Annotated in this window: 18 protein-coding genes, 1 tRNA gene and 2 pseudogenes; 11 read left to right on the top strand and 10 right to left on the bottom strand. The window is 75.1% G+C overall.

The features are described from left to right. Positions 1-124 precede the first annotated feature (124 nt). The 5 genes from rph to Q3W71_RS16720 all read left to right on the top strand — a co-directional run bounded on the left by rph (position 125) and on the right by Q3W71_RS16720 (position 5,750). Complete coding sequence (rph, locus tag Q3W71_RS16740; RefSeq protein WP_302920260.1) at positions 125-2,722, top strand: rifamycin-inactivating phosphotransferase; 2,598 nt, start codon at positions 125-127, stop codon at positions 2,720-2,722. A 250-nt stretch (positions 2,723-2,972) separates the two neighbouring features. Then, positions 2,973-3,263, top strand: coding sequence for a DUF4287 domain-containing protein (locus tag Q3W71_RS16735; protein ID WP_302920259.1), 291 nt, complete (start codon positions 2,973-2,975; stop codon positions 3,261-3,263). A 146-nt stretch (positions 3,264-3,409) separates the two neighbouring features. After that, the gene (locus Q3W71_RS16730) at positions 3,410-4,402 is read left to right on the top strand and encodes an LLM class F420-dependent oxidoreductase (protein WP_302920430.1); all 993 of its coding nucleotides are present in this window, start codon (positions 3,410-3,412) and stop codon (positions 4,400-4,402) included. 1 nt (position 4,403) lies between these two features. Next, the gene (locus tag Q3W71_RS16725; protein ID WP_302920258.1) at positions 4,404-5,195 is read left to right on the top strand and encodes an SDR family oxidoreductase; all 792 of its coding nucleotides are present in this window, start codon (positions 4,404-4,406) and stop codon (positions 5,193-5,195) included. A gap of 36 nt (positions 5,196-5,231) precedes the next feature. After that, positions 5,232-5,750: a hypothetical protein gene (locus tag Q3W71_RS16720; protein ID WP_302920257.1), complete on the top strand. Its 519-nt coding sequence runs from the start codon at positions 5,232-5,234 to the stop codon at positions 5,748-5,750. 93 nt (positions 5,751-5,843) lie between these two features. Here the strand turns inward: Q3W71_RS16720 and Q3W71_RS16715 are convergent, their stop codons facing one another. Continuing rightward, a complete protein-coding gene (locus Q3W71_RS16715) occupies positions 5,844-6,119 on the bottom strand; it encodes a hypothetical protein (protein ID WP_302920256.1) in 276 nt (91 codons plus the stop codon). Positions 6,120-6,153: 34 nt separating this feature from the next. On the opposite strand from Q3W71_RS16715, the gene bla reads away from it, so the two are divergent. The 3 genes from bla (at position 6,154) to Q3W71_RS16700 (ending at position 9,171) form a co-directional block, all read left to right on the top strand. After that, positions 6,154-7,110 (top strand): class A beta-lactamase, encoded by a 957-nt coding sequence (bla, locus tag Q3W71_RS16710; protein ID WP_302920255.1) that lies wholly within the window; start codon positions 6,154-6,156, stop codon positions 7,108-7,110. An 80-nt stretch (positions 7,111-7,190) separates the two neighbouring features. Beyond that, positions 7,191-8,474 carry a D-alanyl-D-alanine carboxypeptidase family protein gene (locus Q3W71_RS16705; RefSeq protein ID WP_302920254.1) on the top strand — a complete coding sequence of 428 codons (1,284 nt, stop codon included), beginning with the start codon at positions 7,191-7,193 and terminating at the stop codon, positions 8,472-8,474. A 235-nt stretch (positions 8,475-8,709) separates the two neighbouring features. Continuing rightward, a complete protein-coding gene (locus Q3W71_RS16700) occupies positions 8,710-9,171 on the top strand; it encodes a VOC family protein (RefSeq protein ID WP_302920253.1) in 462 nt (153 codons plus the stop codon). A gap of 38 nt (positions 9,172-9,209) precedes the next feature. Here Q3W71_RS16700 and Q3W71_RS16695 read toward each other — a convergent pair whose 3' ends face one another. After that, the gene (locus tag Q3W71_RS16695) at positions 9,210-9,776 is read right to left on the bottom strand and encodes a hypothetical protein (protein WP_302920252.1); all 567 of its coding nucleotides are present in this window, start codon (positions 9,774-9,776) and stop codon (positions 9,210-9,212) included. Between the two features lie 133 nt (positions 9,777-9,909). On the opposite strand from Q3W71_RS16695, the gene Q3W71_RS16690 reads away from it, so the two are divergent. Then, positions 9,910-10,419 (top strand): GNAT family N-acetyltransferase, encoded by a 510-nt coding sequence (locus Q3W71_RS16690; protein WP_302920251.1) that lies wholly within the window; start codon positions 9,910-9,912, stop codon positions 10,417-10,419. An 88-nt stretch (positions 10,420-10,507) separates the two neighbouring features. Here Q3W71_RS16690 and Q3W71_RS16685 read toward each other — a convergent pair whose 3' ends face one another. The 8 genes and pseudogenes from Q3W71_RS16685 to Q3W71_RS16650 all read right to left on the bottom strand — a co-directional run. After that, positions 10,508-11,284: a nucleotidyltransferase domain-containing protein gene (locus Q3W71_RS16685; protein WP_302920250.1), complete on the bottom strand. Its 777-nt coding sequence runs from the start codon at positions 11,282-11,284 to the stop codon at positions 10,508-10,510. Positions 11,285-11,436: 152 nt separating this feature from the next. Next, entirely contained in the window at positions 11,437-12,702 is a 1,266-nt protein-coding gene (locus tag Q3W71_RS16680) for an MFS transporter (protein WP_302920249.1), read from the bottom strand. A 55-nt stretch (positions 12,703-12,757) separates the two neighbouring features. Beyond that, complete coding sequence (locus Q3W71_RS16675) at positions 12,758-15,082, bottom strand: transglutaminase domain-containing protein (protein ID WP_302920429.1); 2,325 nt, start codon at positions 15,080-15,082, stop codon at positions 12,758-12,760. 104 nt (positions 15,083-15,186) lie between these two features. Continuing rightward, the gene (locus Q3W71_RS16670) at positions 15,187-16,392 is read right to left on the bottom strand and encodes a DUF58 domain-containing protein (protein WP_302920248.1); all 1,206 of its coding nucleotides are present in this window, start codon (positions 16,390-16,392) and stop codon (positions 15,187-15,189) included. Between the two features lie 13 nt (positions 16,393-16,405). After that, on the bottom strand, positions 16,406-17,401 hold the full coding sequence (locus tag Q3W71_RS16665; protein ID WP_088993057.1) for a MoxR family ATPase: 996 nt from the start codon (positions 17,399-17,401) through the stop codon (positions 16,406-16,408). Between the two features lie 25 nt (positions 17,402-17,426). After that, positions 17,427-20,036, bottom strand: a complete 2,610-nt coding sequence (locus Q3W71_RS16660) for a fibronectin type III domain-containing protein (protein ID WP_302920428.1) — start codon at positions 20,034-20,036, stop codon at positions 17,427-17,429. Positions 20,037-20,209: 173 nt separating this feature from the next. Then, positions 20,210-20,659: pseudogene (locus tag Q3W71_RS30980) on the bottom strand (fibronectin type III domain-containing protein); the annotation flags it as partial. A 3,003-nt stretch (positions 20,660-23,662) separates the two neighbouring features. Then, a pseudogene (locus Q3W71_RS16650) lies at positions 23,663-23,836 on the bottom strand (tetratricopeptide repeat protein); the annotation flags it as partial. A gap of 233 nt (positions 23,837-24,069) precedes the next feature. Here Q3W71_RS16650 and Q3W71_RS16645 point away from each other — a divergent pair. Together Q3W71_RS16645 and Q3W71_RS16640 are read left to right on the top strand one after the other, a co-directional pair. Then, positions 24,070-24,156, top strand: a tRNA-Leu gene (locus Q3W71_RS16645). Positions 24,157-24,564: 408 nt separating this feature from the next. Continuing rightward, positions 24,565-25,317 (top strand): hypothetical protein, encoded by a 753-nt coding sequence (locus tag Q3W71_RS16640; protein ID WP_302920247.1) that lies wholly within the window; start codon positions 24,565-24,567, stop codon positions 25,315-25,317. The last annotated feature ends 708 nt before the right edge of the window (positions 25,318-26,025 follow it).

The following is a 26,025-nucleotide window of genomic DNA, read 5'->3' as shown; positions in this document are numbered from 1 at the left end:
CATCAGAGGGAAGGCAACCAGCGATGCGGACGTGTTCCACGAGCGGCTCGACAGAGGCGGCGGCGCCGGTGATTCGATCAGCCGGTGCGGTGCGACCGAGCACGGCCGCCGCGGAGGTGGCGCGATGACCGAGCGGTACGTCCTGGATCTTCGAGAGGTCGACGAGACGCAGGTCGCGCTCGTCGGCGGCAAGGGCGCCCACCTGGGCGGGCTGTCGCGCATCGACGGCGTCCGCGTCCCGGCCGGCTGCTGCGTGACGACGGCCGCCTTCCGGCGGATCATGGCGCAGGTGCCGTCGATCGACGACCGGCTCGACCAGTTGGCGCGCCTGGAGCCGGACGACCGGGCGGCGATCGGCACGCTGAGCGCGGAGATCCGCCGGAGCATCGAAGGGATCGCCATCCCGGCCGATCTCGCGGCGGCGATCACCCGGGCGCTCGCCCGGCACGGGGCGGAAGCGGCCTACGCCGTCCGGTCCAGCGCGACAGCCGAGGACCTGCCGACGGCCTCCTTCGCCGGCCAGCAGGACACGTACCTCAACGTCGTGGGGCCGGCGGCGGTCCTCGAGCACGTCAGCCGCTGCTGGGCGTCGCTGTTCACCGAGCGGGCCGTGACCTACCGCCTGCGCAACGGCTTCGACCACCGGAAGGTCCAGATGGCGGTGGTCGTGCAGCAGATGGTCTTCCCGCATGCGTCCGGCATCCTGTTCACCGCCGACCCCGTCACGGGCAACCGGAGGGTCGCCACCGTGGACGCCAGCTTCGGCCTCGGCGAGGCCCTGGTCTCCGGCCTAGTGAACCCGGACGTCTTCCGGGTGCGCGACGGCGAGGTCATCGCCCGGTCGATCGCCGCCAAGCAGCGTGCCGTACAGGCCCGCCCGGCCGGCGGAACGCAGGACGTGACGATCGACCCGCAACGGCAGGAGCAGCCGGCGCTGACGGATGCGCAGGTCGTGCGGCTGGTGCAGCTCGGCCGGCGGATCGAGGCGCACTTCGGCCGCCCGCAGGACATCGAATGGTGCCTGGTCGACGACGACTTCCAGGTCGTGCAGAGCCGGCCGATCACCACGCTGTTCCCGATCCCCGCGGCCGGCGACCGGGAGAACCACGTCTACCTCTCGGTCGGCCATCAGCAGATGATGACCGACCCCATGAGGCCACTGGGGCTGTCCGTGTGGCAACTGACGGCCATGGCACCGATGCACGAGGCCGGGGGACGGCTGTTCGTGGACGTCACCCGGGCCCTGGCCACACCCGCGAGCCGCGCCGGCCTCCTCGACATGGCGGGGAGGTCCGACCCGCTGACCAGGGACGCGCTGGAGACCGTCCTCGACCGTGACGACTTCCTGCCGGCGCTGCCGGACGCGGGTCCCGGCGGGCCGCCGGCCGGCGGCCCGCCCGACCCGATCGAGACCGATCCGGCCATCGTCACCGAGCTGATCGAACACAGCGAGGCGTCCGTCGCCGCGCTGCGGCGCGACATCCGGACGAAGACCGGACCGGCGCTGTTCGACTTCCTGCTGGCGGCCTTCGACGAGCACAAGCGGGTCCTCAGCGATCCGCGCAGCATGCGGGCGATCATGGCGGGGATGGAGGCCACCTGGTGGCTCAACGACCGGCTGGAGGAATGGCTCGGCGAGAAGAACGCGGCCGACACGCTCACCCTGTCCGCCCCCGACAACGTCACCTCCGAGATGGGACTGGCGCTGCTCGACGTCGCCGACGTGGTCCGCGCGCACCCCGAGGTGGTGGCGTTCCTGCGGAGCGTCGAGGACGACGGCTTCCTGGACGAGCTGCCGAAGCTCGCGGGCGGCACCGAAGCGCGCGAGGCCATCGAGGCCTACCTCGACCGGTACGGCATGCGCTGCGTCGGCGAGATCGACATCACCCGGCCGCGCTGGAGCGAACGCCCCAGCACACTGGTGCCCCTGATCCTCGACAACGTCAGGAACTTCGAGCCGGGCGCCGCCGAGCGGCGCTTCGAGCACGGCCGGCAGGCGGCGCGGAAGAAGGAACAGGACGTGCTCGAACGCCTGCGGGCCCTGCCGGACGGCGAACGGAAGGCGGCCGAGACCAAGCGGATGATCGACCGGGTCCGGACCTTCATCGGCTACCGGGAGTACCCGAAGTACGCCATCATCAGCCGCTACTTCGTCTACAAGCAGGCCCTGCTGGCCGAGGCCGAGCGCCTCGTGCGGGCCAACGTGCTCCCCGAGGCGGAGGACATCTTCTACCTCACCTTCCAGGAGCTCCACGACGTCGCGCGCACCAACCGGGTGGACGAGCAGCTCATCCGGCAGCGCAAGGAGGCGTTCCGGTCGTACCGGGCGCTCACGCCACCCCGGGTGCTCACCTCCGACGGTGAGGCCGTCGACGGGGCGTACCGGCGCGCCGACGTGCCGGCCGGCGCGCTGGTCGGCCTGCCGGTTTCCGCCGGGACCGTCGAGGGAAGGGCCCGGGTCATCCTCGATTTGGCGCAGGCCCGTCTCGAGCCGGGCGACATCCTGGTCACCGCCTACACGGACCCCAGCTGGTCGCCCCTGTTCGTCGCGATCACCGGCCTGGTCACGGAGGTGGGTGGCCTGATGACCCACGGCGCGGTGATCGCCCGGGAGTACGGTCTGCCGGCCGTGGTGGGCGTGCGGCAGGCCACCCGGTTGATCCGGGACGGGCAGCGGATCCGCGTGCACGGCACCGACGGGTACGTCGAGCTCCTGTCGTGAGCGACCACAGCGGGAAGCCTCATCGGTAGCTTCCGGTCGGCACGACGCGTCGGGTGTCCGGCAATCATCGTTGCCTCTGGGGCAACGATGATTGCCGGAACCGTCGTTGATCGTCGTCTCGCAGTCACGGAAGGTGGTTGTCGTAACCCCTTCAAAGGACGACGACGTGACGTACCGGAAGGTCGTTAACGACTCCACGACGTTCGAGACCGGCGTCGTGCACCTGCACCACCGGATCGGAGGCTGACCCATGTCGTTCCAGGCGTACCTCGATGCCATCGAGGACAAGACCGGCAAGACCCCCCGCACCCTCGTCGACGAGGCCAAGCAGCGCAACTTCGACGCGCCCGACGTGAAGGCCGGGGTGATCGTCGACTGGTTGAAGAGCGAGTACGGCCTCGGGCGCGGGCACGCGATGGCCCTGGTCCACGTGATCAAGAAGGGGCCGACGATCAGTACGAAGCACGTCGGCTCGGCCGGTTCACACCGCGACGCCACCGACGTCCTGTGGCTCGACGGCAAGGCCACCCGCCCAACCTGACACCGACGACAGCCGCCGCGGTGCCGCCGGCTCGCCGCGGCGGGGCGGCGGCACCGATCTCGCCGGTGACCGGGAAACCGGCGGGCGGAACCTTGATCCGGGTCGCGGCGAGCGGGCACGATCGACCGGTGACGAAGCGATGGGGAATGACGGTTCCGCTGGGCGGGATCCCGCTGGCCGACCACGCGGCGGTCTACGCCGCCCTCGACCGGGCCGGTTTCACCGACGTCTGGTCGGCCGAGGTCAACGGGGCGGACGCGTTCACCCCGCTGGCGCTCGCCGCCGCCTGGCAGCCCCGGCTGCGGCTGGGCACCGCGATCACCCCGGCCTTCACCCGGGGGCCCGGGCTGCTCGCGATGAGCGCCGCCGCGCTCGCCGACGCGGCCCCCGGCCGGTTCGCCCTCGGCATCGGCGCCTCCTCACCGGTGGTGGTGGGCGACTGGAACGCCATCCCGTACACCGAGCCGTTCCGCCGTACCCGGGACGTGCTGCGCTTCCTGCGCGCCGCGCTGGCCGGCGAGACGGTGGACGGGGCGTACGACACCTTCGCCGTCCGCCGGTTCAGCCTGGAACGGCCGCCCGCCACGCCGCCGCCGGTGCTGCTCGCCGCGCTACGCCCCGGCATGCTGCGGCTGGCCGCGGCCGAGGCCGACGGGGTGATCCTCAACTGGCTGGCCGCCGACGACGTGCCCCGGGCGCTCGGCGCCACGGGCGAGCGCCGGCCCGGGTTCGAGGTGGTCGCCCGGATCTTCGTCTGCCCCACCGAGGACGCCGGGCACGCCCGCGCGCTGGGCCGCCGGCTGATCACCAGCTACCTCACCGTCCCGGCGTACGCCGAGTTCCACCGCTGGTTGGGCCGGGAGGAGGTGTTCGGGCCGATGTGGCGGGCCTGGGCGGCCGGCGACCGGCGCGGTGCCGGCGCGGCGGTGCCCGACGAGGTGGTCGACGCGCTGGTGCTGCACGGCTCGCCCGAGCAGTGCCGCGACCAGGTCGCCCGGTACGCCGACGCCGGGGTCGACGTACCCGTGCTGGCGCTGCTGCCCACCCCGGAGCTGGCCGCCGGTGGCGCCGCGGCGCTGGCCGACCTCGTCGGCCGGCTCGGCCCCGCCCGGGTCGCGGCCGGCGGGCGGGAGAGCTGAGGTGAACCTGACCGACCGGATCGCCGTGATCACCGGTGGGGCGGGCGGGATCGGCGCCGCGCTGGCCCGCCGGTTCGCCGCCGAGGGCGCCGCCGCCGTGGTGGTGGCCGACCTCGACGCCGACGCCGCCGCTGCGGTCGCCGCCGGCATCGGCCCGGTCGCCCACGCCGCGGCCGTCGACGTCACCGACGAGGAGCAGGTCCGCGCTCTGGTCGCCGACACCGAGCGGCGGTACGGCCGGGTCGACCTGTTCTGCGCCAACGCCGGCGTGGCCACCGGCGGGGGAGTGGAACTGCCCGACGCCGACTGGGACCGCGCCTGGCGGGTCAACGTGCTCGCCCACGTCTACGCCGCCCGGGCGCTGCTGCCCGGAATGCTGGCCCGGGGCGGCGGCTACCTGCTGGTCACCTGCTCGGCGGCGGGCGTGCTGACCGCGGTCGGCGACGCCCCGTACACCGCCACCAAGCACGCCGCGGTCGGCTTTGCCGAATGGCTCGCGGTCACCTACCGCGACCAGGGCCTGCGGGTCAGCGCGCTCTGCCCGCAGGGGGTGGACACCCCGATGCTCGCCGACGAGCTCGCCGCCGGGCACCTCGGCGCCCGGGTGATCGCCGCCTCCGGCGCGGTGCTCAGCCCGGACCAGGTGGCGGACGCGGTGATCGCCGGGCTGGCCGAGGAGCGGTTCCTCATCCTGCCGCACCCCGAGGTCGCCGGCTACGCCCGCCGCCGCGCCGAGGACCCGGACGGCTGGCAGGCCGGGCTCCGCAAACTCGTCCGCCGGCTGCGCGCCTGAGCCGCCCGGCTTGTGCGCCGGCACCACACTGCACCCATGGAGGCTGTCCTCGGTTCCCTCGTCGGGGGAGTGCTCGCCATCGCCGGTGGGCTGCTGGTGGCGCTGGCGACCGTCCGCCACGAACGCCGCCGGTGGCAACGGGACGCGGAGCTGAAGGCCGCGATCGACCTGCTGTCGGCGCTGCAGACGCTGGTACGGCGGCTGATGAACCTGGCGTACCTGGAGGACAAACACGGCGACGAGGCGGCGATGGCGATGGCGGACTACCGGGAGGCGACGATCGCCTGGAACAGCGCGATGTACGCCGTCCTGCTGGTCGGCTCGCCGGCCAGCACCGCGCTGGTGCCCAGCCTCGACCGCGAGGTCGACCGGTTGTGGGAACGCGCCATGAGCCGGCGTTGGACGCGTACCGGGTTCCGCGAGGAACGCAAGGCCCTCGGCCAGCTCGCCGCCCGCTACCTGGCCGCCAACCGCACCCTGTCGGGGCACGACGGGATCGCGCTGCGCTCGCTGTGGACCTGGGACGAGACGCCCACCGCCGGCACGGACCGCTGAGCCCGGCCGGCCGGCGGGGTGCCGCCGGCTCCCGCACCGCCGAGCCAGCGAGCAGGCCCGTGGCCGGCTCCCGGACAGCCCACTCGGCCCCGGCTACCCGCCCGGGCAGCGATTGTCGCCGCCGCTGTGCTCCTGACCGACGGTGGGCGCCGGCGGCGGGGGCGGCGGTGGGGTCAGGGTGCGGTACGCGTCCGCCGCGAACGGCGCGACGAACGCGCCGAGCACCAGCGCCAGGGCCAGGTAGACCGCGCCGGTGCGGACCAGGCGACCCGTGAAGGCGGTGACGGCGCCGCCAGCCGGCCGGCACGACGCGCCGCCGCCAGGTGCAACCGCGCCGAGTGGATCACGCGTGTAACCAACGATGGACACCTCGACCAACCATTCCAAAGGCCTGCTCCGACCGATGACCCCGGACGTGTCGCCGCGACCGACCACCACTCGCCGGGCCCTGCTGCGGGCGGCGGTGGCGCTACCCCTGGCCGGTTGCACGGACGGCTCGGCACCCGCTGCCGACCCCACCGCCTCCGCTCCCACCGCTGCGGCCGCGACCAGTTCCGCCGCCACCGGGCCGGACGAGCGACACGACCGGCTCGTCGAGCTGGAGCGCCGGTTCGGCGCCCGCCTCGGCGTGTACGCCCTCGCCACCGGCACCGGCACGACGGTCGCGCACCGGGCGGACGAACGGTTCGCGTTCTGCTCCACCTTCAAGGGCCTGGCCGCGGCGGCCGTGCTGCACCACCACCCGCTGTCGCACCTGGACACGCTGGTCAGGTACAGCGCGGAGGACCTCATGAAGAGTTCCGCCATCACCCGGCGGCACGTGGCCACCGGGATGACGATCCGCCAGATCTGCGACGCGGCGGTCCGCTACAGCGACGGCACCGCCGGCAACCTCCTGCTCCGCGACCTCGGCGGCCCGGCGCGGCTGACCGCGTACCTGCGCGGCCTGGGCGACCCGGTCACCCGGATGGACCGGATCGAGCCGCACATCGTGACAGCCGTCCCCGGAGACCTCCGCGACACCACGTCGCCCCGCGCGATCGGCACCGACTACCAGCGGATCGTGCTGGGCGACGCCCTGCCGCCCGACAAGCGCGCCTTCCTGCGCGACCTGCTGGAGCGCAACGCCACCGGCGCCGGCGCCAAACGCGTCCGGGCCGGCGTGCCGAAGGGCTGGACCGTGGCCGACAAGACCGGCACCGGCGACTACGGCACGCTCAACGACATCGCCCTGGTCTGGCCCCCGGGCGCGGCGCCCCTGGTCATCTCGATCATGTCCAGCAAGCCCACCCGGGACGCCGCATACGATCAGGCCCTCATCGCCGAGGCCGCCGCCTACGTGGTGGACACCCTCACCTGAGCGGCCGGCGCCCGCCCGACGCTTCCGCCAGTAACACCAGATCAGCACGCCTGTCGCGCCACCCCGGGAGACACCACCAGATGACCTACTCCGCCACGGCCCGGGTGACCGGACCGGCCGCCCCACCACCGCCGGGTCGGCGTCGCGGCCGCCGGCTGCTGACCGCCGGTCTGCTGACCGTGCTGCTGGCCGGCACCTCGCTGGTCGCGGTCGAGCCGCTGCGCCGCCCGCTGCCGGCGCCGACCGTCACCCGGACCCTGCCCGCGTCGACGGTCATCCCCGGCGCCGCCCCGACGATCCCGTGGCCACAGCGGGGTCAGGCCGCCCTCACGGTGGCGGGGCTCGGCTCGCTGGGCACCTCGGGCGGCAACGACCCGGTGCCGATCGCGAGCGTGGCCAAGGTGATGACGGCGTACGTCATCCTCACCGAGCACCCCCTCGACCGGGGCGAGGCCGGGCCGAGGCTGACGGTCAGCGCGGCGCAGGCCGCCGCGTACCCGAGGGAACTGGCGCGCGGGGAGTCGCTGGTGCCGGTGGTCGCCGGCGCGGTCTTCACCGAGCGCCAGGCGCTCCAGGCGGTGCTGCTCCCGTCGGCGAACAACATGGCACGGATCCTGGCCGCCTGGGACGCCGGCAGCGTCGAGGCGTTCGTCGACAAGATGAACGACACCGCCGCCGCGCTCGGCATGGCCGACACCCACTACACCGACCCGGCCGGACTCGACGCGGGCACCGTGAGCACCGCCGTGGACCAGGTGATCCTGGCCCGCAAGGCGATGGAGCTGCCGGCGTTCGCGGAAATCGTGGCGCAGCGGACGGCCACCCTGCCGGTCGCCGGCACCGTGAAGAACTACAACTCCCTGGTCGGCAGGGACGGCGTCGTCGGGATCAAGACCGGCTCCACCGACGAGGCCGGCGGTTGCCTGGTCTTCGCCGCCGTCGTCACGGTCGGCGGCCGGAAGCTCACCATCGTGGGCGCCGTCCTCGGGCAGCCCGGCGCGAACACCCCCGTGCAACTGGACCGGGTGTTCCGGGCCACCCGCCCGCTGGTCCGCACCGCCGCCAAGGCGATCGGCGAGCACCCGATCGTGCGGGCCGGCGACCAGGTCGCGGCGGTACGCGGACCGCTCGGCGCCGGCACGACGATCGACGCCACCGCCGATGTGACAGTGGTCGGCTGGCCCGGCATGGAGGTGCGGCTGGACCTCGACATCCCGGCCGTACCGGCGCGGCTGCCGGCCCACACCGAGCACGGCCGGCTCACCGCTGTCGCCGGCGAGAGCGCGCCGGTCACCACGGCGCTGCGCACCGGCGAAGGGCTGGAGCCACCGAGCACCTGGGACCGCATCCGACACCATCGCTGACCAGCCGGCCGGTCGGGGGACGCGGCCTGGATCCGGCGCGACCGTGACGCCCTAACCGTCGACCGTTCTGGCGATTGCGGAACGATCCTGTCCGCCAGACGTGTCAGGGTGACTTTATGGACCACGGCCACCTCGACCGGAAGCCCGCGCCGGCGCCGATCCACCACCGGTCCGCGGCCGGCCGGCCACCCGACCGGTACCCGCACCCGAGACCCGCCACGGACGGAGCAACCCGATGAGCCGCCACTTCCAGGTCACCTTCGACGCCCACGACCCGCGGGCGCTCTCCACCTTCTGGTGCGACGTCCTCGGCTACGTCCACCCCGGCCCACCCGGCGTCGACCTGCCCGAGGGTGCCGACCCGCTCGCCGCGTGGGACGACTTCCTCGCCCGGATCGGCGTACCGGAGGAGCAGCGCAACACCAGATCGGCCATCGAGGACCCGGACGGGCACGGCCCGCGCCTGTTCTTCCAGCAGGTGCCGGAGGACAAGGTCGCCAAGAACCGGGTCCACCTCGACGTCCGGGCCGCTCCCGGCCTGGTGGGGGAGGAGCGGATGGCGGCGCTGGAACACGAATGCGAGCGGCTCGTCGCGCTGGGCGCGACGCGGGTCCGGCGCCACGAGCCGGAACCCCCGCTGAGCGGCGGCTTCATCGTGATGACCGATCCCGAGGGCAACGAGTTCTGCCTGGACTGACGCGGCCCGGGGGCGGCCGTCGAGGAGCCGTCGACGGGCTACGGCCGTTCGTCGGCCACGGCCGTGAGCTCGCTCAGCCTGCCGGCGACGATCATCGCGTTCGCGTGGTCGTCGCCGGCGCGGGCGCCGAGGCTGGGCACACCGACGATCGCCCGGGCGAGGGCGGTGAGTTCGGACCCGGGCAGGATCATCGCACCGTCCACGACCGTCAGCTCCAGGCTCCGGCCCGAACGCTGGTCGATGGCCACGAGGATGAGCGTGACGTCGCCGGCGGTGATGGTCTGCCGCAACTCCACCCGTGCGGTGGACAGATCGATCTTCCGGCGCAGCACGATCCGCCGTTCCACGAGCACGGTGCCCCTGAGCCACGTCCTGGTCCGTCCCATCCGCAGGTACACCCGGGCCAGGGCGCCGACGGCGTAGAGGACGGCGCACATGATGACGACGTAGACGACGAAAAGGAGCACACTGCCGACACTGAAGTCGCCTTCGGTGAAGAACATCGCCGTCGGTTTGACCAGTAGCCCGGCCAGGCAGGCGAGGATCGAGGCCAGGACGAGCCCCGCGGCCAGCGTGACGATCCTGCACCCCGCCGGCGGGTCCACGGACAGCCGGATGCGCTTCCCGCTCATGACGGCCCGCGGTACGCGATCACCGGCACAAGTTAACGGCGCTCGTCAAGGCCGTCGGCACGCGTCGACGACGCGGCCGGCCTACCCCTGGCGCTACCGTTGCCGGGTGCCTGACCTGATCGCGCCCACCGCCCGCCTGCACGCCGCCTGGCTCGACGCGCACGCGGAGTGGGGCCCCGGGCGGCACGAGGACGGTTTCGGGCTCGAGCCGGCCGATGACGTGATCTCGCCGGCCGGGTTCGCGGCGTGGGTGGCCCGGCTACTGGAGCACTCGGACCCGGCGGAGCCACTGGACGCTTGCACCTACCGATGGATCGTGGAGGACGGCCGGGTGCTCGGCGGGATCGCGCTGCGCCACGGCAACAGTGACTACATACGCTGGGCCGGGCACATCGGTTACGGCATCCGGCCATCCGCGCGCCGCCGCGGGCTGGCCACCTGGGCGCTGGGCCGGATGCTGGCGGAGGCGCGCACGCTGGGCCTGGATCGGGTGCTGGCGGTCTGCGCGGTCGACAATGCCGCCTCGGCGACGACGATCGAGCGGTGCGGCGGCGTGCTCGAAGGAGTCGGAAAGACCCCGTTCGGACCGGCCCGGCGTTACTGGATCGACCTCTGACCGGTCACCGGGCCCTCTACGCTCGACTGCGGGCTGTCGCCTGACCTGACCTCGGTCGGCGATCCTCCGCTGGGTGGCCGGTGGCGGATCAGCCGCCGAAGCGACGCCAGGCGTCGTCGGCCACCGCGTGCACGCTGTCGCCGGCGGCCACGAGGTCGGTGGCGGTGAACCGCTCCGCCGCGCCCCCGCGCCAGCGGACGGCCCGGCGCGCGAGGTCGGCGTACTCGGGGAAGAGTCGGGCGAGGTGTTCGCCGGCCGCGGCCTTCGAGATGATGTCGCCGTGGGTCAGCGTGTGGTGCGACCGCGCCGGGCCCAGCACGAACCAGGCCACGATCCCCGGGTCCACGACCGTGTCGGGGGCCGCCTCGGCCAGTTCGGCCGGGAAGGTCGCGGCGCGCGGCTGCCAGTACTTCCGCAGGTTGTCCAGGTTGTAGCGGCGCAGCTGCTCGGAATCGACCCGGATCCCGAGGTCCGCGACGGCCGGGCCGCGGACCGGGATGCCGTACCGCCGCAGGGTCAGCCACAGCACGGGCGTCAGCTCGCCGCACGGCTGGCCGGTCCGGAGCGTGCCGTCGACCACGAAGGGCGCGACCGGCCGATCGGTCGGCCAGGAGTTGGCCAGCGCCGGTTCGAGGTAGACCCCGTCGAGGTGGGGTGGCCGGGGCAGTCCGGCGTGGACTGTCGCGAGCCGGGCGAGATCGTCGCCGGTTGCCGGACGGGAGGTCAGGACCACCGTGTCGAGGTCACTGACGCCGGCCTGCCAGGCGCCGAGCGCGGCGGACCCGACGACGTAGAGGCCGCGCACGTAACCGGGCAGGGCCTGGTCGACCGCGTCGAGGTAGCGGCGGGTCAGCTCCTCGATCACGTCGCCGACCGTAGCAGCGGAACGGCGCCGTCGGGGTGCACCCGGCGGGTTGCGGGAGGCCGTGCCGGCGAAAGGACAGGCGTCTGGCGGTCAGCCCGGTCACGCCGGGACCGGGACGACCCGACCGGCACCGGGTGGGTGGCCGGCCGGGGTCAGGCGGCTTCGCCGGAGACGGCCGGTGCCAGGGCCGGCTCCGCGGCGGCCGGCTCCGCGCCGGCCCGGCGGATCGGGGTGAACAGCCCGCCGATCGCGACCAGCAGGCAGCCGGTGCCCGCGACCAGGGCGACAGCGGTGACCCCGTACCGGCCGGCGGCCCAGGTGAGCACCGCCGCGCCGGCCGGCCCGAGCGAGTAGTGCGTGCTCCAGAACGCCGAGGTGACCCGGCCGAGCAGGTGGTCTGGCGTGATCTCCTGGCGCAGCGACATGGAGCAGATCCCGCCCACGCTGACGCCGCACAGGTACACCGCTGTCAGCACGGTGACCCCGGGCACGGTCCCGACCAGGCCGATGCCGACGATGGCCAGCCCGCAGGTGGAGATCGCGCCGACCCAGGTGACGCCGAAGCCGCGCCGGCGGCGCAGCGGCGCGACCAGCAGCGCCCCGGCGATCGTGCCCAGCGCGGCCAGGCCGAGCACGGTGCCGACCGTGCCGTCGGAGCCGTCGAGGTCGTGCTTGACGTGGTAGACGAGCACGTCGGTGAAGCCGTACGTCAGGAAGATGAAGATGGACAGCAGCACGGTCAGCGAGCGGAGCACGGGCTGACTCCAGAGGAACCGGGCGCCGGCCAGGAACTCGGCGAGCCGCCCGGTGGTGCCGGTCGGCTCGGCGTTCTCGGCCCGGCGCAGCCGCACCAGCCAGAGACCGGCTGCCGACAGGGCGAAGCTGGCCGCGTTGACGGCGATGGCCGCCGTCGGGCCGAACCGGGCGGACACCACGCCGGCCAGCAGCGGCCCGCCGACGGCCGCCAGCGCGTACGTCGCCTGCAGGCGGCCGTTGGCCTCGGTGATCCGGTCCCGGTCGACCAGGTTGCGCACCGCGGCGACCGCGGCGGACTGGAACACCATGCCGGCCGCCTCGCAGATCGGCAGGACGACGAAGAGCAGCCAGACCTGCGGCCCGGCGAGCCAGGCCAGCGGGATGAGGCTGTAGAGCACCAGCCGGGCCAGGTCGGCGGTGATCATCAGGGTGCGCCGGTCGTACCGGTCGACCAGGACGCCACCGAAGACGCCCGCGCCGACGGCCGCGGCGCCGGCGACCGCGGTGAGCAGGCCCATCTGGGCCACCGATCCGGTGGCGTGCAGCACGAGCAGCGGCACCGCCAGGTAGGCGAACGCGTCGCCGGCGGCGGAGAGCGACTGCGCGATCCAGTACGTCCCGAAGTTGCGGTCACGCCACAGGGGAGGCCGGCTCGCGCTCATCAGGGTGAGGGTAGTGCGCGCCGGCGGCGACGGCGGGGCGGGTGGGCGAGGGCGGTCACCGGGTCTGCGACCGGCGGCGCAGCGGACCGGGGTGCACGGACCAGAGCAGCCGCCGCCACCAGGGGCGGGCGGCGCGCAACGCGTCCACGTAGTCGGCGGCGGCCGCGGCGGCGCGGTGGGCCTGCTCACCGGTGGCGGTGCCGGGCGCGAAGGCGACCTGGTTGAGCAGGTCGGCCAGCTCGGCCACAGCGTCGGCCGGTCCGGCCGGGTCAGGTCCCGGCGTGGGTGGCCCGTCGGCGTCCACGGTGCCGGGCAGTCTCGCCCGGGCGGCGGCGAGGGTGCGGCGGGCGCGGGCGGCGACCTCGGTGGCGGCGAGGTCCCCGCCGACCGGGTGCCCGGCCAGCCGCAGCGCGTCGGTCACCTCCCGCCAGGCGCCGGCGATGCGCTGGCCGGGGTCGCCCCGCCCGAGCCGCGCCCGGGTCAGCGCCCGCCGCATCAGCAGCAGGGTGAGCAGCAGCCCCCCGACCAGCAGCAGCAGGCCGCCGGCGCCGCCACCCACCAGCACCGGCGTCGGTACGCCACCGGAGTCCACCGGCGGCCCCGGCGCGGCCGCCGGTTCCGGCTCGGCGGTCGGCTCCAGGGTCGGCTCGGGCGCCTCCGACGGCGGCGGATCCTCCGGCTGGGGGCGGAAGTCCTCCTCGACCGGCCGGGGTTCCTGGTCGGGGCGGGGCAGCGGATCGAACGGCACCCAACCGAGGCCCTCGAAGAGCACCTCCGGCCAGGCGTACGCGTCGGCGGCGCGGACCGGCCCGTCACCGGTGGACTCGAAACCGACCACCACCCGGGTGGGCAACCCGGTCAGCCGGCCCAGCACCGCGAAGGCCGCCGCGAACTGCTCCGACGTGCCGCGCTGCCCGCCGCCGTTGCGCGGCCCGAAGAGGAAGAAGCTCAGGTTCGGGTACGCGTGCCCGCTCGGCGCGTCGGCCACCAGCCGGTAGTGCTCGGCGAGGAACTGCTCCACGGCCAGGGCCCGCGCGTACGGCGCGCCGTTCTCCTCGGCCAGCTGGGTGGCGAGCCGGCGCAGGGGGTCCGGTACTCCGTCGGCGACCCGCAGCACCCGGGCCACCTGGTCGCCGGCCGGCACGTTCGCGGTGGCCAGCAGGTTCACGTCGGGGCGTGCCCGCTCCGAGGTGACCGTGTAGCGCAGCCCCGGGCTGAGCCCCTCCGGCCGGATCAGCGTCCCGGTCGCCGGGTCGTACGCCACCCGGGCGCCGGTGACCTCGCGGGGGGTGGCGACGGCGGGCAGCAGCCGCCCGGTCAGGTCGGCGACGGTGATCTCCTGCCGTACCGTCTCGACGGTGCTGTCCGGGGGCGGTGCCGCCGCCGGCAGTATCCGGCCCGCGTTGCGGTAGGTCGCGCCGACCCGCCAGGTCACCCCGTCGTAGTCGCTGAGCACGGCCAGCCGGATCCGCAGTGGCGCCTCACCGGCCGGCTCCTCCGGCCCGGCGCCGGCCGGATCGCCCGACGGTGGGGCGGCCGCGGCCGGCCCGGCCGGTCGGGCGGTGCGGACGTCGAGCAGTTGCTGCTCCGGGTTCAACGCCCAGCCCGAGATGCGGATCAGCGGGTTCTCGTCCAGCGTCTCCACCTGCGGTGGTTCCACGTACCGGCGCGGGTCCACCGGCCGGTCCTCGACCCGGGCGGCGACCAGCGGGCCGAGCAGCGCGGCCAGCGCCACCACGACGGCCACCCCGGCGGCGGACGCGGCGGCCAGCCGGGCCCGCACGGCGGTGCGCAGTGCCGGCGCGAGCCCGGCCGCCGGGTCGCCGCCGGCCGTGCCGGGCCGCGCCGAGACGGCGAGGCCGAGCACCGCCGCGGCGACCAGGACCAGCGTCGGCCGGATCGCCGGGTCGGCGTTCGGCCCGACCACGTAGAGCGCGCCCGCGTAGAGCAGCAGCGGTGGCAGGTAGCCGAGCAGCACCCTGCCTGCCCGCACCGCCACCTCCGCGCCGGCCAGCCCGGCGAGCCAGGCCGCGACCAGCGGCACCAGCACGGTGTCCGGCGTCGGTTCGACCGGGATCATCGCGGTCAGGAGCCGGGGGATGCCGTTGCGGGCGGCGTCCGCCACCACCTCGCCGAACCCGCCGGGCAGCTCGGCCCGGGTCGCGGTGAACCGCAGGGACCAGGCCGTCCAGCCGGCCATGGCCAGCACCGAGATCGGTGCGACCAGCCAGGACGGCAGCCGCCGGGCGGCCACGCTGACCAGCACCGACCCGACGGCGGCGCCGAGCACCAGCGCGGTCAGCAGGCCGTCGGCGTAGACCCGGCCGAGCACCACGCCGGCCAGCCCGATCATCGCGACCAGGGCCAGCGGCACCGGCACGGCGCGTAGGACCCGGCCGAGGCGGACGGTGGCCGGCCGGCCCGGTCCGCCGGGCTCCGCCGCGGCGTCGGTGGCCGCGTCGGACGCCGGCGGCCCGGTCACGGTCACCACCGGCGCACCCCGTCCCACTCGGCGGCGAACGCGGCCCCGTCGGCCGCGTCCACCACGACCATGCCGGCCGCGCCCGCCGGGGTGGGCTCCGGCGCGCCGAACACCCCGACCACCACCGAGGGGTACGCGCCGCGCAGCGCGCCGACGTGCCCCAGGTCGTCCCGTCCACCGGGGCCGGTGAGGAAGACCAGGGTGTCGCCGAGCCGGTCCTGGCGCAGCCGGTTCGCGGCGGCGCGCAGCGCGTCGTCGACCGTGGAGAGCTGCGCCGCGGCGAGCCGGTCCAGCGGCCCGCCGCCGGTGGACCCGCCGCTGGCGGTGCCCGATGCGGTGGCGTCCGGTCCGGCGGCCTCCGGTGCGGCGGTCTCCGGTTCGGGGGCGACGAAGAGCAGCACCACCGGCAGGTCCTCCCGGACCGCGGCGGTCACGATGGAGGCCGCCGCCTCGCAGCCCGACTCGAACGACTCGGCCACCCCGTCCACCCGCTCCGGGTGGGCGGTGGCCCGGTTGTCCAGCAGCACGACGATCCGGGGCAGACTGGTGTCCACGTTCTCCCGCACCATCAGCTCACCCACCCGGGCGCTGGTGCGCCAGTGCACCCGGCGCAGCTCGTCGCCGACCACGTACTCGCGCAGCGAGTCGAAGGTGATCGAGCCGTGCGGCACCGCGTCCACCCGGCCGTCCAGGCTGCGCCCGGCGCCGGTGGGCACCGCGCGCAGCGGGTGGACCCGCGGGTGCACCCAGACCGGGACGGTGCCGCCGTACGGGCGGGCCACCGACACCAGCCCGAGCGGGTCGCGTCGGGTCACCCGCAGCGGGCCGACCGGCACCACGCCCCGGCGCCGGGTGGGCACCTCGTAGCGGACCGTGGTGTCCCGGCCGGGGCGCAGCCGCAGCACCGGCACCGGCACCGCCCGGTCCCCGCACCGGTCCTCGGCCACCAGGCTCGCCGCCCGCAGCCGGCCGGTGTTGCGCACGGTCACCGTCATGCTCGCCGGTTCGCCCCGGGCCACCCGGTCCGGGTCGGCGCTGCGGGCCACCTCCAGCCGGGGGCGCCAGGCCGCGGTCAGCACGGCGTAGCCGACCGCGGCGCCGGCCGCCGCGCCCAGCAGCGTCAACTCCGGGTACGCGAAGCGGAACCCCACCCCGAGCAGCACCACGGCGGCGACGAGCAGCCCGACCCCGCGGGCGGTGATCCCCACGCCGACCTGCCGGTCAGCCCTGCACCGGGGCCGGCTGCCCGGACGGCAGCGGCACCGGCACCGAGGCGACCGCCTGGCGCAGCACCTCGGCGGCGGTCACCCCGCGCACCTGGGCGTCCGGGGTGAGCAGCAGCCGGTGCGCGAAGACCGGCTCGGCCAGCGCCTTCAGGTCCTCCGGCATGATCCAGCCGCGCCCGTCGATCAGCGCGTACGCGCAGGCCGCCCGGGTCAGCGCGATCACGCCCCGGGGGCTGACCCCGACCCGCACCTGCGGATGGTTGCGGGTGGCGGCGGCCAGCCGGACCGCGTACGCGTAGAGCGGCTCGGCGATGTGCACCCGGCGGGCCATCTTGACCATCTCGCCGACGGTGGCGGTGTCGGTGACCGCGGTGAGCGCCTCGGGGGAGCGGACCGTGGCGCCGCGCAGCACCTCCACCTCGACCGCCTCGTCCGGATAGCCGACGGAGAGCTTCACCAGGAAGCGGTCCAGCTGGGCCTCCGGCAGCCGGTAGGTGCCGTCCATCTCGACCGGGTTCTGGGTGGCCACCACCAGGAACGGCTGCGGCACCGGGTGCCGGACCCCGTCCACCGTGACGGTGCGCTCCTCCATCACCTCCAGCAGCGCCGACTGGGTCTTCGGCGAGGCCCGGTTGATCTCGTCGGCGATGACGATGTTGGCGAACACCGGGCCCGGGTGGAACTCGAAACCCCGGGTGGCCTGGTTGAAGATGGTCACCCCGGACACGTCCGAGGGGAGCAGGTCCGGGGTGAACTGGATCCGCCGCCACTGCCCCTTCACCGTCGCGGCGATGGCCCGGGCCAGGGTGGTCTTGCCGACGCCGGGCACGTCCTCCAGCAGCACGTGCCCCTGGGCGAAGAGCGCGGTCAGCGCCAGCCGGACCACCTGCGGCTTGCCCAGCACGACCGCGTTGACGTTCTCGGCCAGCCGGGCGGCGAGGGCGGCGAAGCCCTGCACCTCCGGCTGGGTGAGCGGCTCGTGGGTGTTCACGGGTGGTGCTCCTTGCCTGGGTGGGTCAGCAGGTCGGCAGGACGTTGATGTTGTCGCCGCCCTCCAGGTTGAGCCAGGCCCAGGGGATGTAGTTCTTCCCGCTGTACTCGACCTGCACCCACCAGGTGCTCTGCTTCTGGTTGTTGTAGATCCACGAGTCGACGTTCTCGCCCTGCTTCTTGCAGTACGCCTTCAGCCGGGTGCCCGGCTTCGCCCAGCCGACCTGGCGGTCGTTGTCCTGGCGGGTGACCGAGAAGATCTCGTTGCCGTTGCGGCCGTCCACCTCCCTGTCGCAGTACGTGCGCTGGTCGCCGTCCGGGCCGTTGTTGCAGGTGGCGATGCCGTAGAGGGCGTCGGTGGTCTGCGCGCGGGTGGCGGTGCCCTCGCCGGCCGCGTTGCTGGCGGTCACCGTGAAGGTGTACTTCGTGCCCGGGGCCAGGCCGCTCATCGTGATGCTGGAGCACGGGCCGGTCTTCGCCGGCTCCCCGGGCGTGCTCAGCGAGCAGGACGCCTGCCCGCCGCCGGCGTCCACGGTGAACGTCACCGTCGCCGCCGTCGCGGTCGCCGACGAGCCGGTCACCGTGACCCGCGGCTCGGCCACCGTCCGCGCGGTGGCGGTCGCCTCCGGGCCGGGGCCGGCCTCGTTGACCGCCTTCACCTTGACCGTGACGTTCTGGCCGTTGCCCAACCCGCTCACCGTCGTCCGGGTGTCGGTCACCTCGCTGCTGCGCCCGCCCACGTCCACCAGGTACTTCGTCACCGGCCGGCCGTTCGCCTCGGCGGGCGACCACTGCACCGAGACCGTGCCCGGCTGGTTGGCCACCGTGCTCGCCCGCAGCCCGACCGGCTGCCCCGGCGCCGCGTACGGCACCACCGTGTTGCTGACCGGCGACGCCGCCGACCCGGCGCCCTTGTCGTTGACCGACACCACGGTGAAGGCGTACTGGGTGCCGTACTCCAGCTCGCCGGCCGGCACCACCAGCTCGGTCTTGCGCGACTCACCCGCCGGGGCGTTGGCGCCCGCCGAGGTGGCCGTCACCACGTACTTCGCGATGGTGTTGCCCTGCCCGTTCGCCGCCGGCCAGCGCACCAGCACCGTGCCGTCCGGTCGCTCCTGGGCGGTGACGCTGGCCGGCGGGTCGGGCACCGCCGCCGTCGGGGTGACCGGGTTGCTGGTCCGCTCCGGACCGGCGCCCTTGGCGTTCACCGCGTGCACCGAGAACCGGTACGTCTCGCCGTTGGTCAGGCCCTTGATCTCCACGGCCCGCTGGTTGGCGCCCACCTCGTGCCGCTGGCCGGCGCCCTCCACCACGTACCGGATGATCTGCGCGCCGTTGGCCGCGGCCGGCCGCCAGCTCACCCGGGCCTGCGCGTTGCCGGCGGCGGCGGTGACGCTGCGCGGCGCGCTCGGCTTGCCGACCTTGGGCTTCTTCGGCGGAGGCGGCGGCGGGGGAGCCGGCGGCGGGTCGCCGCCGAGCACGTCGTTGGCGTACTTGTCGACCTCGCGCACCTGGTGCTTGTCGTTGACCACCCGCGCCGTCGAGGTGTCGGGCGCGTTGATGAACAGGTGGTTCTCCCGGACCTCCAGCTCCAGCGGGCCGGTGGCCTTGCCGCGGATGGTGTCGACCAGCTGGCCGTTGACGTCGAAGGAGTAGACGGTGCCGGTGGCCTCGTCGGCGCAGTAGAACCGGTTGGCCCAGGCCACCGCGGGGGAGAGCCGGTCGCCGGCGCCCGGCACGGTGAACGCGCGCACCTCGCCGCCGGCACCGACCGCGTGCACCTTCCGCTCGTCGGCCACCGTCACCGGCACCAGCGGACCGCTGGTGCGGGTCGGCAGCGCGCCGGGCGCGGTCATCGGCAGCGGCGTCTTGCGCACCTCGCCGCGCTGCACCCGGACCAGCGTGCCGGCCGTGCGGTCGAGCACCGCGACCCCGTCGTCCAGGGTGGAGACGACCAGCTCGTGGCTGGCCTCCGCGACGTCGTACGTCTCCACCTGCTTCGGGCTCAGCCCGGCGCCGGCCGGGGCGGCCGAGGCCGGCGCGGACGGCAGCGTCGCCGCGGTGATCGCCGAGACCGTGCCCTCGCTCGGCACCGCGATCCACAGCCGACCCTCGCCGTCGAACGACCCGCCGGTGATGCCCGGCGGGTAGCGCACCGGCTCACCGACCGGGGCCAGCGAGCGCGGGTCGAGCTGGCGGACCACGCCCTGCACCGCGTCGACGACGAACGCCGCGTCCTCGTGCAGCGCGACGTTCACGCCTAGCCCGGGGGTGGTGCGGGTGGTCGCGGTGATCTGCAGGGTGGCCAGGTCCAGCGAGCTGACCTGACCGGTGTTCAGATCCCGCAGGATCAGCAGCCGGTCGGTCTGGGTGACCTGCATCGGATGCCGGCGGGCGGCCGGGATCTCCACCCGGGTGTCCACCCGGGCGGTGACCCCGTTGACCCGGGCCAGCTCGCTGCGCGCGGCGCTCCACAGCCAGGAACTCGCGTCGTAGCTGGCCACCGCGTTGTCCGCGGCGCCGAGCCCGAGCACGGTCAGCCCCATGGCGGCGAGCAGCGCGGCCACCGTCGCGATGGTGACCAGGCCGCCCCGGAACCGCGATCGGGGGCGAGCGGCGTCGGTGCTGGCGCGCACGGCGTCGTCGATGGTGGCCACAGCCCGGTGCCTCCCCTGGTCGTCCTGGCAGGTGGCGCGCCCGTCGGCGACCCCTCCCCCTGAGCCGGGTGCCATCATATGGCCCGGCCGAGGGCGGGGGAACCCGCACCGTCCCCCTGTGGACACCCAGCGTGCGCGCCCGCTGTGGACGCTCAGCGCGGCGAGGCGCCGCCCTTCCGATCCGTGCAGACCTGGCCGGACGTGGCGAACGAGTCGGTGGAGTAGACCGCCAGCACGGTGAAGCAGTAGTCCACCCGGGAGTTCAACCCGTTGACCGTGTAGGTGGTCTGCCCCGGGTCCACCGACGCCATCACGCCCAGCGCCTGCCCGGTCCGCCCACCGGCCACCATGAACGGCACCGCGCCGTCGGCCGGGTCGGTCCAGGTCAACGTGATCGTCGCGGTGTCGTCGCGCAGCTTCAGGTCGGTCGGGGGCGGCCCGGTCGCGGTGGCCGGGGCCGAGGCCGACGGGGTCGGACCGGCCGGTGGCGCCGCGTCCCGGCCGAGCACCAGCGCGCCAACGCCGGCCACCGCCGCCACCGCCACCACCGTGGCGACGACCGCGACGATCACCGTCGCCCGGCTCCGGCCGCCGGACTCCGGCTCCTCGATGGCGTACGCGGGCAGCGTCGACGGGTACGCCGGCTGCTGCGGGTACGCCGACACCGGCGCGTCCGCGCTCGTGGCGTCGGCTGGCGGCTCCGGTGCCGGTTCGAGTCGCGGCTGGTCCAGGTCGAGGTCCACGTAGGCCGGTTCGTCAGTGCCCTCGTCCTCGTCGTCGGCGTCGTCCGGCTCGGCCTCGGCATCGTCGACCGGCGCGGCCAGCGGCTGCGGCGGCGCCATGCTGCCCCACGGCGGCGCCGTCATCCCCCACGGCGGCGCGCTGACCGGCGGCGGCGCCACGGGCGGCCCGCTCACCTGGTGCGCGTGCCCAGGCGGCGCGCTGACGGGCTGCGGGTGTCCGGGCGGCGCGCTGACCGGCTGGGGCCGGGCCGGATACGCCGGGTGCGGCGGCGCGCTGACCGGTGGTGGCGGCAGGGGCGTGCCGCTGACCGGGTGCGGGTGCGCCGGCGGCGCGCTGACCGGCGGTGCCGGGTACCCGGCGTGCGGCGGTCCGCTGACCGGGTGCGCCGGCGGTACGACCGGAGGCGGGGGGAGAACCGGCTGGGCCGGCCCGGGCGGCGCGCTGACGGGGTGGGCCGGGGGTGCGCTCACGGGCGGTGAGCTGACCGTGTGCGGGGGAGCCGGTGGCGCGCTCACCGGCGGTGCCGGCGGTGCCGGGGGCGCGCTGGTGGGGTGTGCCGGTGGTGCGCTGATCGGCGGTGCCGGGGGCGCGCTCGTGGGTGCTGCGCTGACCGGGTGGGCCGGGGCCGCGCTCACCGGTGGCGCGCTGACGGGCGGCGCGCTGACCGGTGGCGCGCTGACCGGTGGCGCGCTCACCGGCGCGGGCGACGGTGCTGCGCCCACCGGTTGTGCGGGTGGGGGCGGAGTGACCGGGGACGCCGTGGCCGGCGGTTCGGCCGGCTTCTTGGCGACCCGTGCCACCTCCTCCGCCAGCAGCGGCCCGATCTGCTGCACCTGGATGGTCGGCTTGTCCCACCCGGGTGCCGGGATCGGCGGCGGGTCCGGCAGCTGCTGCGGCCGCGTGGCCGGGCCGGACTCCTCCGGAGTCCGCTGCCGCGGCGGCCGGGGCGGTACGACCTCCGGGCTTGCCGGCGCCGGGCGGCCGGCGCTCGCCGGCGGCGCCGGCACCGGCCGCGCCGGGGTGGCGGACTGCGATGCCGTGCTGGCGGCCTGCGGGGTCGCGGACGGCACCGGGACCGCCGATGCCGCAGGAGCGGACGGCGGTGCGGAGACCTGTCGGGCCTGCTCCGCGGCGGGCGGCTCGGGTGCCGGCTGCGCCGGAGGGGTCGCTGGCGGTGCCACGACGTGCCGCGCCTGCTCCGCCGAGGGCGCTGTGGGAGCGGGCTGCGCCGGAGGAGCGGCGGGCGGCGCGGAGACCTGTCGGGCCTGCTCCGCGGCGGGCGGCTCGGGTGCCGGCTGCGCCGGAGAGGCCGCTGGCGGTGCCACGACGTGCCGTGCCTGGCCCTGGGCAGGCGGTGCGGGAGCCGGTCGGGACGGGGCGGTGGCCTGTTGCGCGGCGGCCTGCGGAGCCGCGCCGGCCGTCGGCTGGTCCGGGACCCGCCGGGTGGGATCCGCGGGCGGCTGCGGCGGGGCCCACGGCGACTGTCGCGGGGCTGGCACGACCGGGGCGGCGCGGTGCTGCGGCGGCGGTGGGAGCTGCTGTGCCGTGCCGGCCCCGCCCAGCGCCGTCATGGGCACGGTGCGGTCCCCGCGGACCTGCGGTGGCGGCGGAAGCGGCGGTGCGGGCGGAACCGGAGGTGTCGTGTGCGGCGCCGCCGGGGTGGGCGCGGTGCGCGCCCCCGGCGCGGATGGCGGGACCGGGGCGGGCTGCGGTGCGGGCGCGGTCGGGGGCGCCGCGGCGTGCGCCGCGACCTGGGGGGCCGGCGGCACGGCGGCCCGCGCCGGCGGGACTGCCGCCGCCGTACCACGGCTGGGTGGCAACGGCGGCGGAGCCGGCAGGGGCGGGCCCGGCGGAACCGCCGAACGGCCCGCCTGCTGACCGGCGGGCGCCGGCGGGACGGGGCCGGCTGGGCGGCCCGCCGGATGAGCTGGGGGCGTCGGCGGCACCGGAACGGGCGGGGCCGGCGGAAGCTGTCCCGCCGGACGGCCCGTCGGCGGAGCGTACGGCGTCGGTGCGGCCGGGGCTGGCGTCGGGCCCGGCGGGGTCGACGGAAGCTGTCCCGCCGGACGGCCCGTCGGCGGAGCGTACGGCGTCGGTGCGGCCGGGACCGGCGGGGTCGGCGGAGTCGGTGCCGCCGGACGCCCCGCCTGCAGGGTGGGGGGTGCCGGTGGAGCCGAGGTGGGCGTAGCGAGGCGGTGCGGGTGGGGTGCCGGAGGCGGCGGCGTGGCGTGGGCCGGTGCCGCACGACCAGCGGCGTGGTGGCCGGGCGCGGGCGGGGCCGGGTGGGGCGGGCTGGACACCGGCGGGCCGGCGGTGGGCGGCGCCGGGGGAGCGGCGACGACCGGCGGATGCGGGACGGCCTGGGCGGAGCGCGCCGACGGCGGGGCGGACGGGCCACGGCCCGGCACCGGAGGAGGCGGAGGCAGCGGGGGTGCCGGAGCGACCACCGGTCGGGCGGCGGGGGCCTGCGGCGGTTGGGCGGCGACCTGCGGCTGGTCGGTGGCCGGAATGGTGCTCATGGACACGGTCGGGCCGCTGAGCGCCGCGCCGGGCCGGGCGTCGGCGCCACCCTGGCCGCCGCCGGGGGCGGGCGGCTGCGGCGCGGGAGCGGCCTGGCCGAGGTACTGGTGCGCGGTGCGTACCGCCGGATGGTCGGCGCCGAGCACGGCGGGCCCGGCGGTGGCGATCCGGAGATAATTGCGGCGTGCTTCGTGCCGATTGCCCAGTTCGTCCGCTACCCCGGCCAGCTCGAACGAGAGCGCGAGCATCAGCGGCTCGGCCTGCGACCAGCGGCGCTCGCCCGCGGCGAACGCCTCCTCCAGCACCCGGCGGGCGGCGCCCGGGTCGTCCGCCTCGCGGTGCAGCCGGGCCAACAGGTGTGCGGTGTTGAGCACATCCGGGTGGTCTTCGCCGTACGCGGGCCGGGCGGACCCGATGGCGTCGGCGAGCATCCGGCGGGCGGCGGTCAGATCGCCAGCGGCGCGCAGCGCGAGAGCCCTCTGTTGGACGACGGCCAGGGAAGCGGGATGGGACACGTGGCCATGCTGCCGGGTGACGGCGGCCGGACGCTACCCGGGCACGCCGGTCCACCCCTCGCCGGCACCGGCCGACCCCTGCTGAGCAGGGTGCGAATGGTTCCGGCGGGAGGGGCGGAAGCCGATGTGCATGATCCACCCGGGCCGTGTACAGTAACTCCCCGTGCGGCCCGCCGGGCGGCCGAACGGGTGACGGGTTCACCCGGTACGGCGCGGTAGGCTGGACGATGCAGGTCCGGGTGGCGGAATGGCAGACGCGCTAGCTTGAGGTGCTAGTGCCCGTATAGGGCGTGGGGGTTCAAGTCCCCCCTCGGACACCAGCAGAACTCCACATATAGAAGGCCGCTGACCAGTCGTTATTCAGGTCAGCGGCCTTGATCGTGCTCGGGCAAGATCCGCCGTGGGAGCGCCTTGGGAACACCGGCTCTGAGTCGCGCCGGCCGGCGCGATCTTGTGCCCGGCGAGCACGACGGTTACGGCCCCACTGTTGCGCATATAGGTGCGTCGGCGGTGGAGTCCGCAGGACACCGGGTTGAGGCCGCCTACGTTCACGTGGAGGAACGGTGGCGTCAGCCGAGAAGAGGACGACGAAGGACGGCAAGAGCAGCCGGCGGCGGGTGAAGTGGCGGGACGGCGGCCGCCGCGAGAACTCCTGGAGCAGCCGCACGTTCGACTAGCAGACGGACGCGAAGCGGTTCAAGACGCTGGTCGAGGCGGCAGGCGAGCGGATGCCGACGCCGGAGCAGCTTGCCGAGCACGGCTTCGCCCAGCCCGTCCCGGCGGGTGTGGTCCTGTCGCCGGAGCCGGCCGAGGGGAAGCTGACGTTCCGCGCGTACGCCGAGGAGTGGCTGAGCACGCTGGTGAAGCCGCACCCGGAGACGATGCGCAAGTACCGGGAGCACCTGGAGAAGCACGTCTACCCGCGGCTGGGCGACTGGCCGATCGCCGAGATCACCCGGCGGGAGATGCGCGAGTGGCAGCAGGGCCTGCGCGACGCCGGGCTGTCGGCGAAGACGATCGCCAACATCCGGGGCGAGAGCGTGGTGCCGATCTTCAAGGCGGCGTGCCGGCCGGGTGAGGACGGCGGGCCGGCCGTGCGTACGTCGAACCCGATGGACGGGCTGCCGCTGCTGGAGGGGCCGCGCGCCGAGCGGGACATCCTGGAGAGCCCGGACGAGGCGCGGCTGTTCCTCGAGGCGGCGTACGCGGTCGATCCGGAGGCGGCGGACCTGCTGCTGTGCAGGCTGTCGACGGGGCTGCGCTGGGGTGAGGTGTCGGCGCTGCCGCCCCGGGCCGTCAACGTCGCGCGGGGCACGGTGTCCATCGTGCAGGTCCTGCGGAAGGTGAACCGGCGGTGGGTGGTCGAGCCCAAGCCGAAGACGAAGCAGGGCTACCGGGAGGGTCCGCGACGGAGAAGGGGCTCAACACCCTGCTTGAGATGCCGGAGTCGTTGCAGCTGCTGGGACCTGATCTCACCCTAGAACTGCGTGCCCTGCTGTGCGAACAGCTCGGCCCAACCTGCGTAACGACCCGGCGCACGGGTTGCTCAACGACCCCAGGTCGTGGAGTGCTGCGGCGGTCTACGCGTGGTGGTTGTGCCTGCGACTGGTGGTCGTGCCCTACTACGGCATGCTCATGAAGGCGCAGGCAGAGAACGGTTCAGCGGGTGGGACAACGGACGTGGAGCGACCGAGCTGAGGCCACTGCGGGAGCGTCAAGTCAAGGTGTCGCACGGGACCACAGCAGCAGCACCCTAGCAGCGCGGGCGGCGTGCCAGATGCAGTTTCGCGCCAATCGATCATGTGAGGCATCTGGCGGGATGCGAGCGCCAAGCATCTCCCGTGCACCGACAACCGACAGCAGCTCACCGCCGTGACATTGCCGAAACGCGCTCTATCTGATCAAACGGGCCGCGCCGGCCCGACCCCGGCCTGCTGGCGACCTCCGGCCGGCATCGGTCAGGCCGACCGACCACCGGCGACGCCAACGCCGCCAATCGTTGCCCGCCACCAGCCGAGTGTTGAACCGTCATCGTGCCCGCCGACGGACGGGCCGCGATGCCCACTGGGGCCCCTGACGTGCGGCCGGTTCGGGACGGGCCAGGGCTGTGAGCAGCTGGATGAACGGGGCGGGCACCTGGCTGGTGTTGCGGATTGCCGTGGGTCACCTTGGGACCGGTGTTCGAGAAT

The organism is Micromonospora sp. C28SCA-DRY-2 (assembly GCF_030519475.1).
Taxonomy (GTDB): Bacteria; Actinomycetota; Actinomycetes; order Mycobacteriales; family Micromonosporaceae; genus Micromonospora.
This window is presented reverse-complemented; position numbering and strand designations above follow the sequence as displayed.

What these genes read in the sequence shown, in the direction of transcription:
- rph (WP_302920260.1), top strand. Translation starts at nt 125, where the DNA reads ATGACCGAGCGGTACGTCCTGGATCTTCGAGAGGTCGACGAGACGCAG.
- Q3W71_RS16735 (WP_302920259.1), top strand. Translation starts at nt 2,973, where the DNA reads ATGTCGTTCCAGGCGTACCTCGATGCCATCGAGGACAAGACCGGCAAG.
- Q3W71_RS16730 (WP_302920430.1), top strand. Translation starts at nt 3,410, where the DNA reads ATGACGGTTCCGCTGGGCGGGATCCCGCTGGCCGACCACGCGGCGGTC.
- Q3W71_RS16720 (WP_302920257.1), top strand. Translation starts at nt 5,232, where the DNA reads ATGGAGGCTGTCCTCGGTTCCCTCGTCGGGGGAGTGCTCGCCATCGCC.
- bla (WP_302920255.1), top strand. Translation starts at nt 6,154, where the DNA reads ATGACCCCGGACGTGTCGCCGCGACCGACCACCACTCGCCGGGCCCTG.
- Q3W71_RS16705 (WP_302920254.1), top strand. Translation starts at nt 7,191, where the DNA reads ATGACCTACTCCGCCACGGCCCGGGTGACCGGACCGGCCGCCCCACCA.
- Q3W71_RS16700 (WP_302920253.1), top strand. Translation starts at nt 8,710, where the DNA reads ATGAGCCGCCACTTCCAGGTCACCTTCGACGCCCACGACCCGCGGGCG.
- Q3W71_RS16680 (WP_302920249.1), bottom strand. Translation starts at nt 12,702, where the DNA reads ATGAGCGCGAGCCGGCCTCCCCTGTGGCGTGACCGCAACTTCGGGACG.
- Q3W71_RS16640 (WP_302920247.1), top strand. Translation starts at nt 24,565, where the DNA reads ATGCCGACGCCGGAGCAGCTTGCCGAGCACGGCTTCGCCCAGCCCGTC.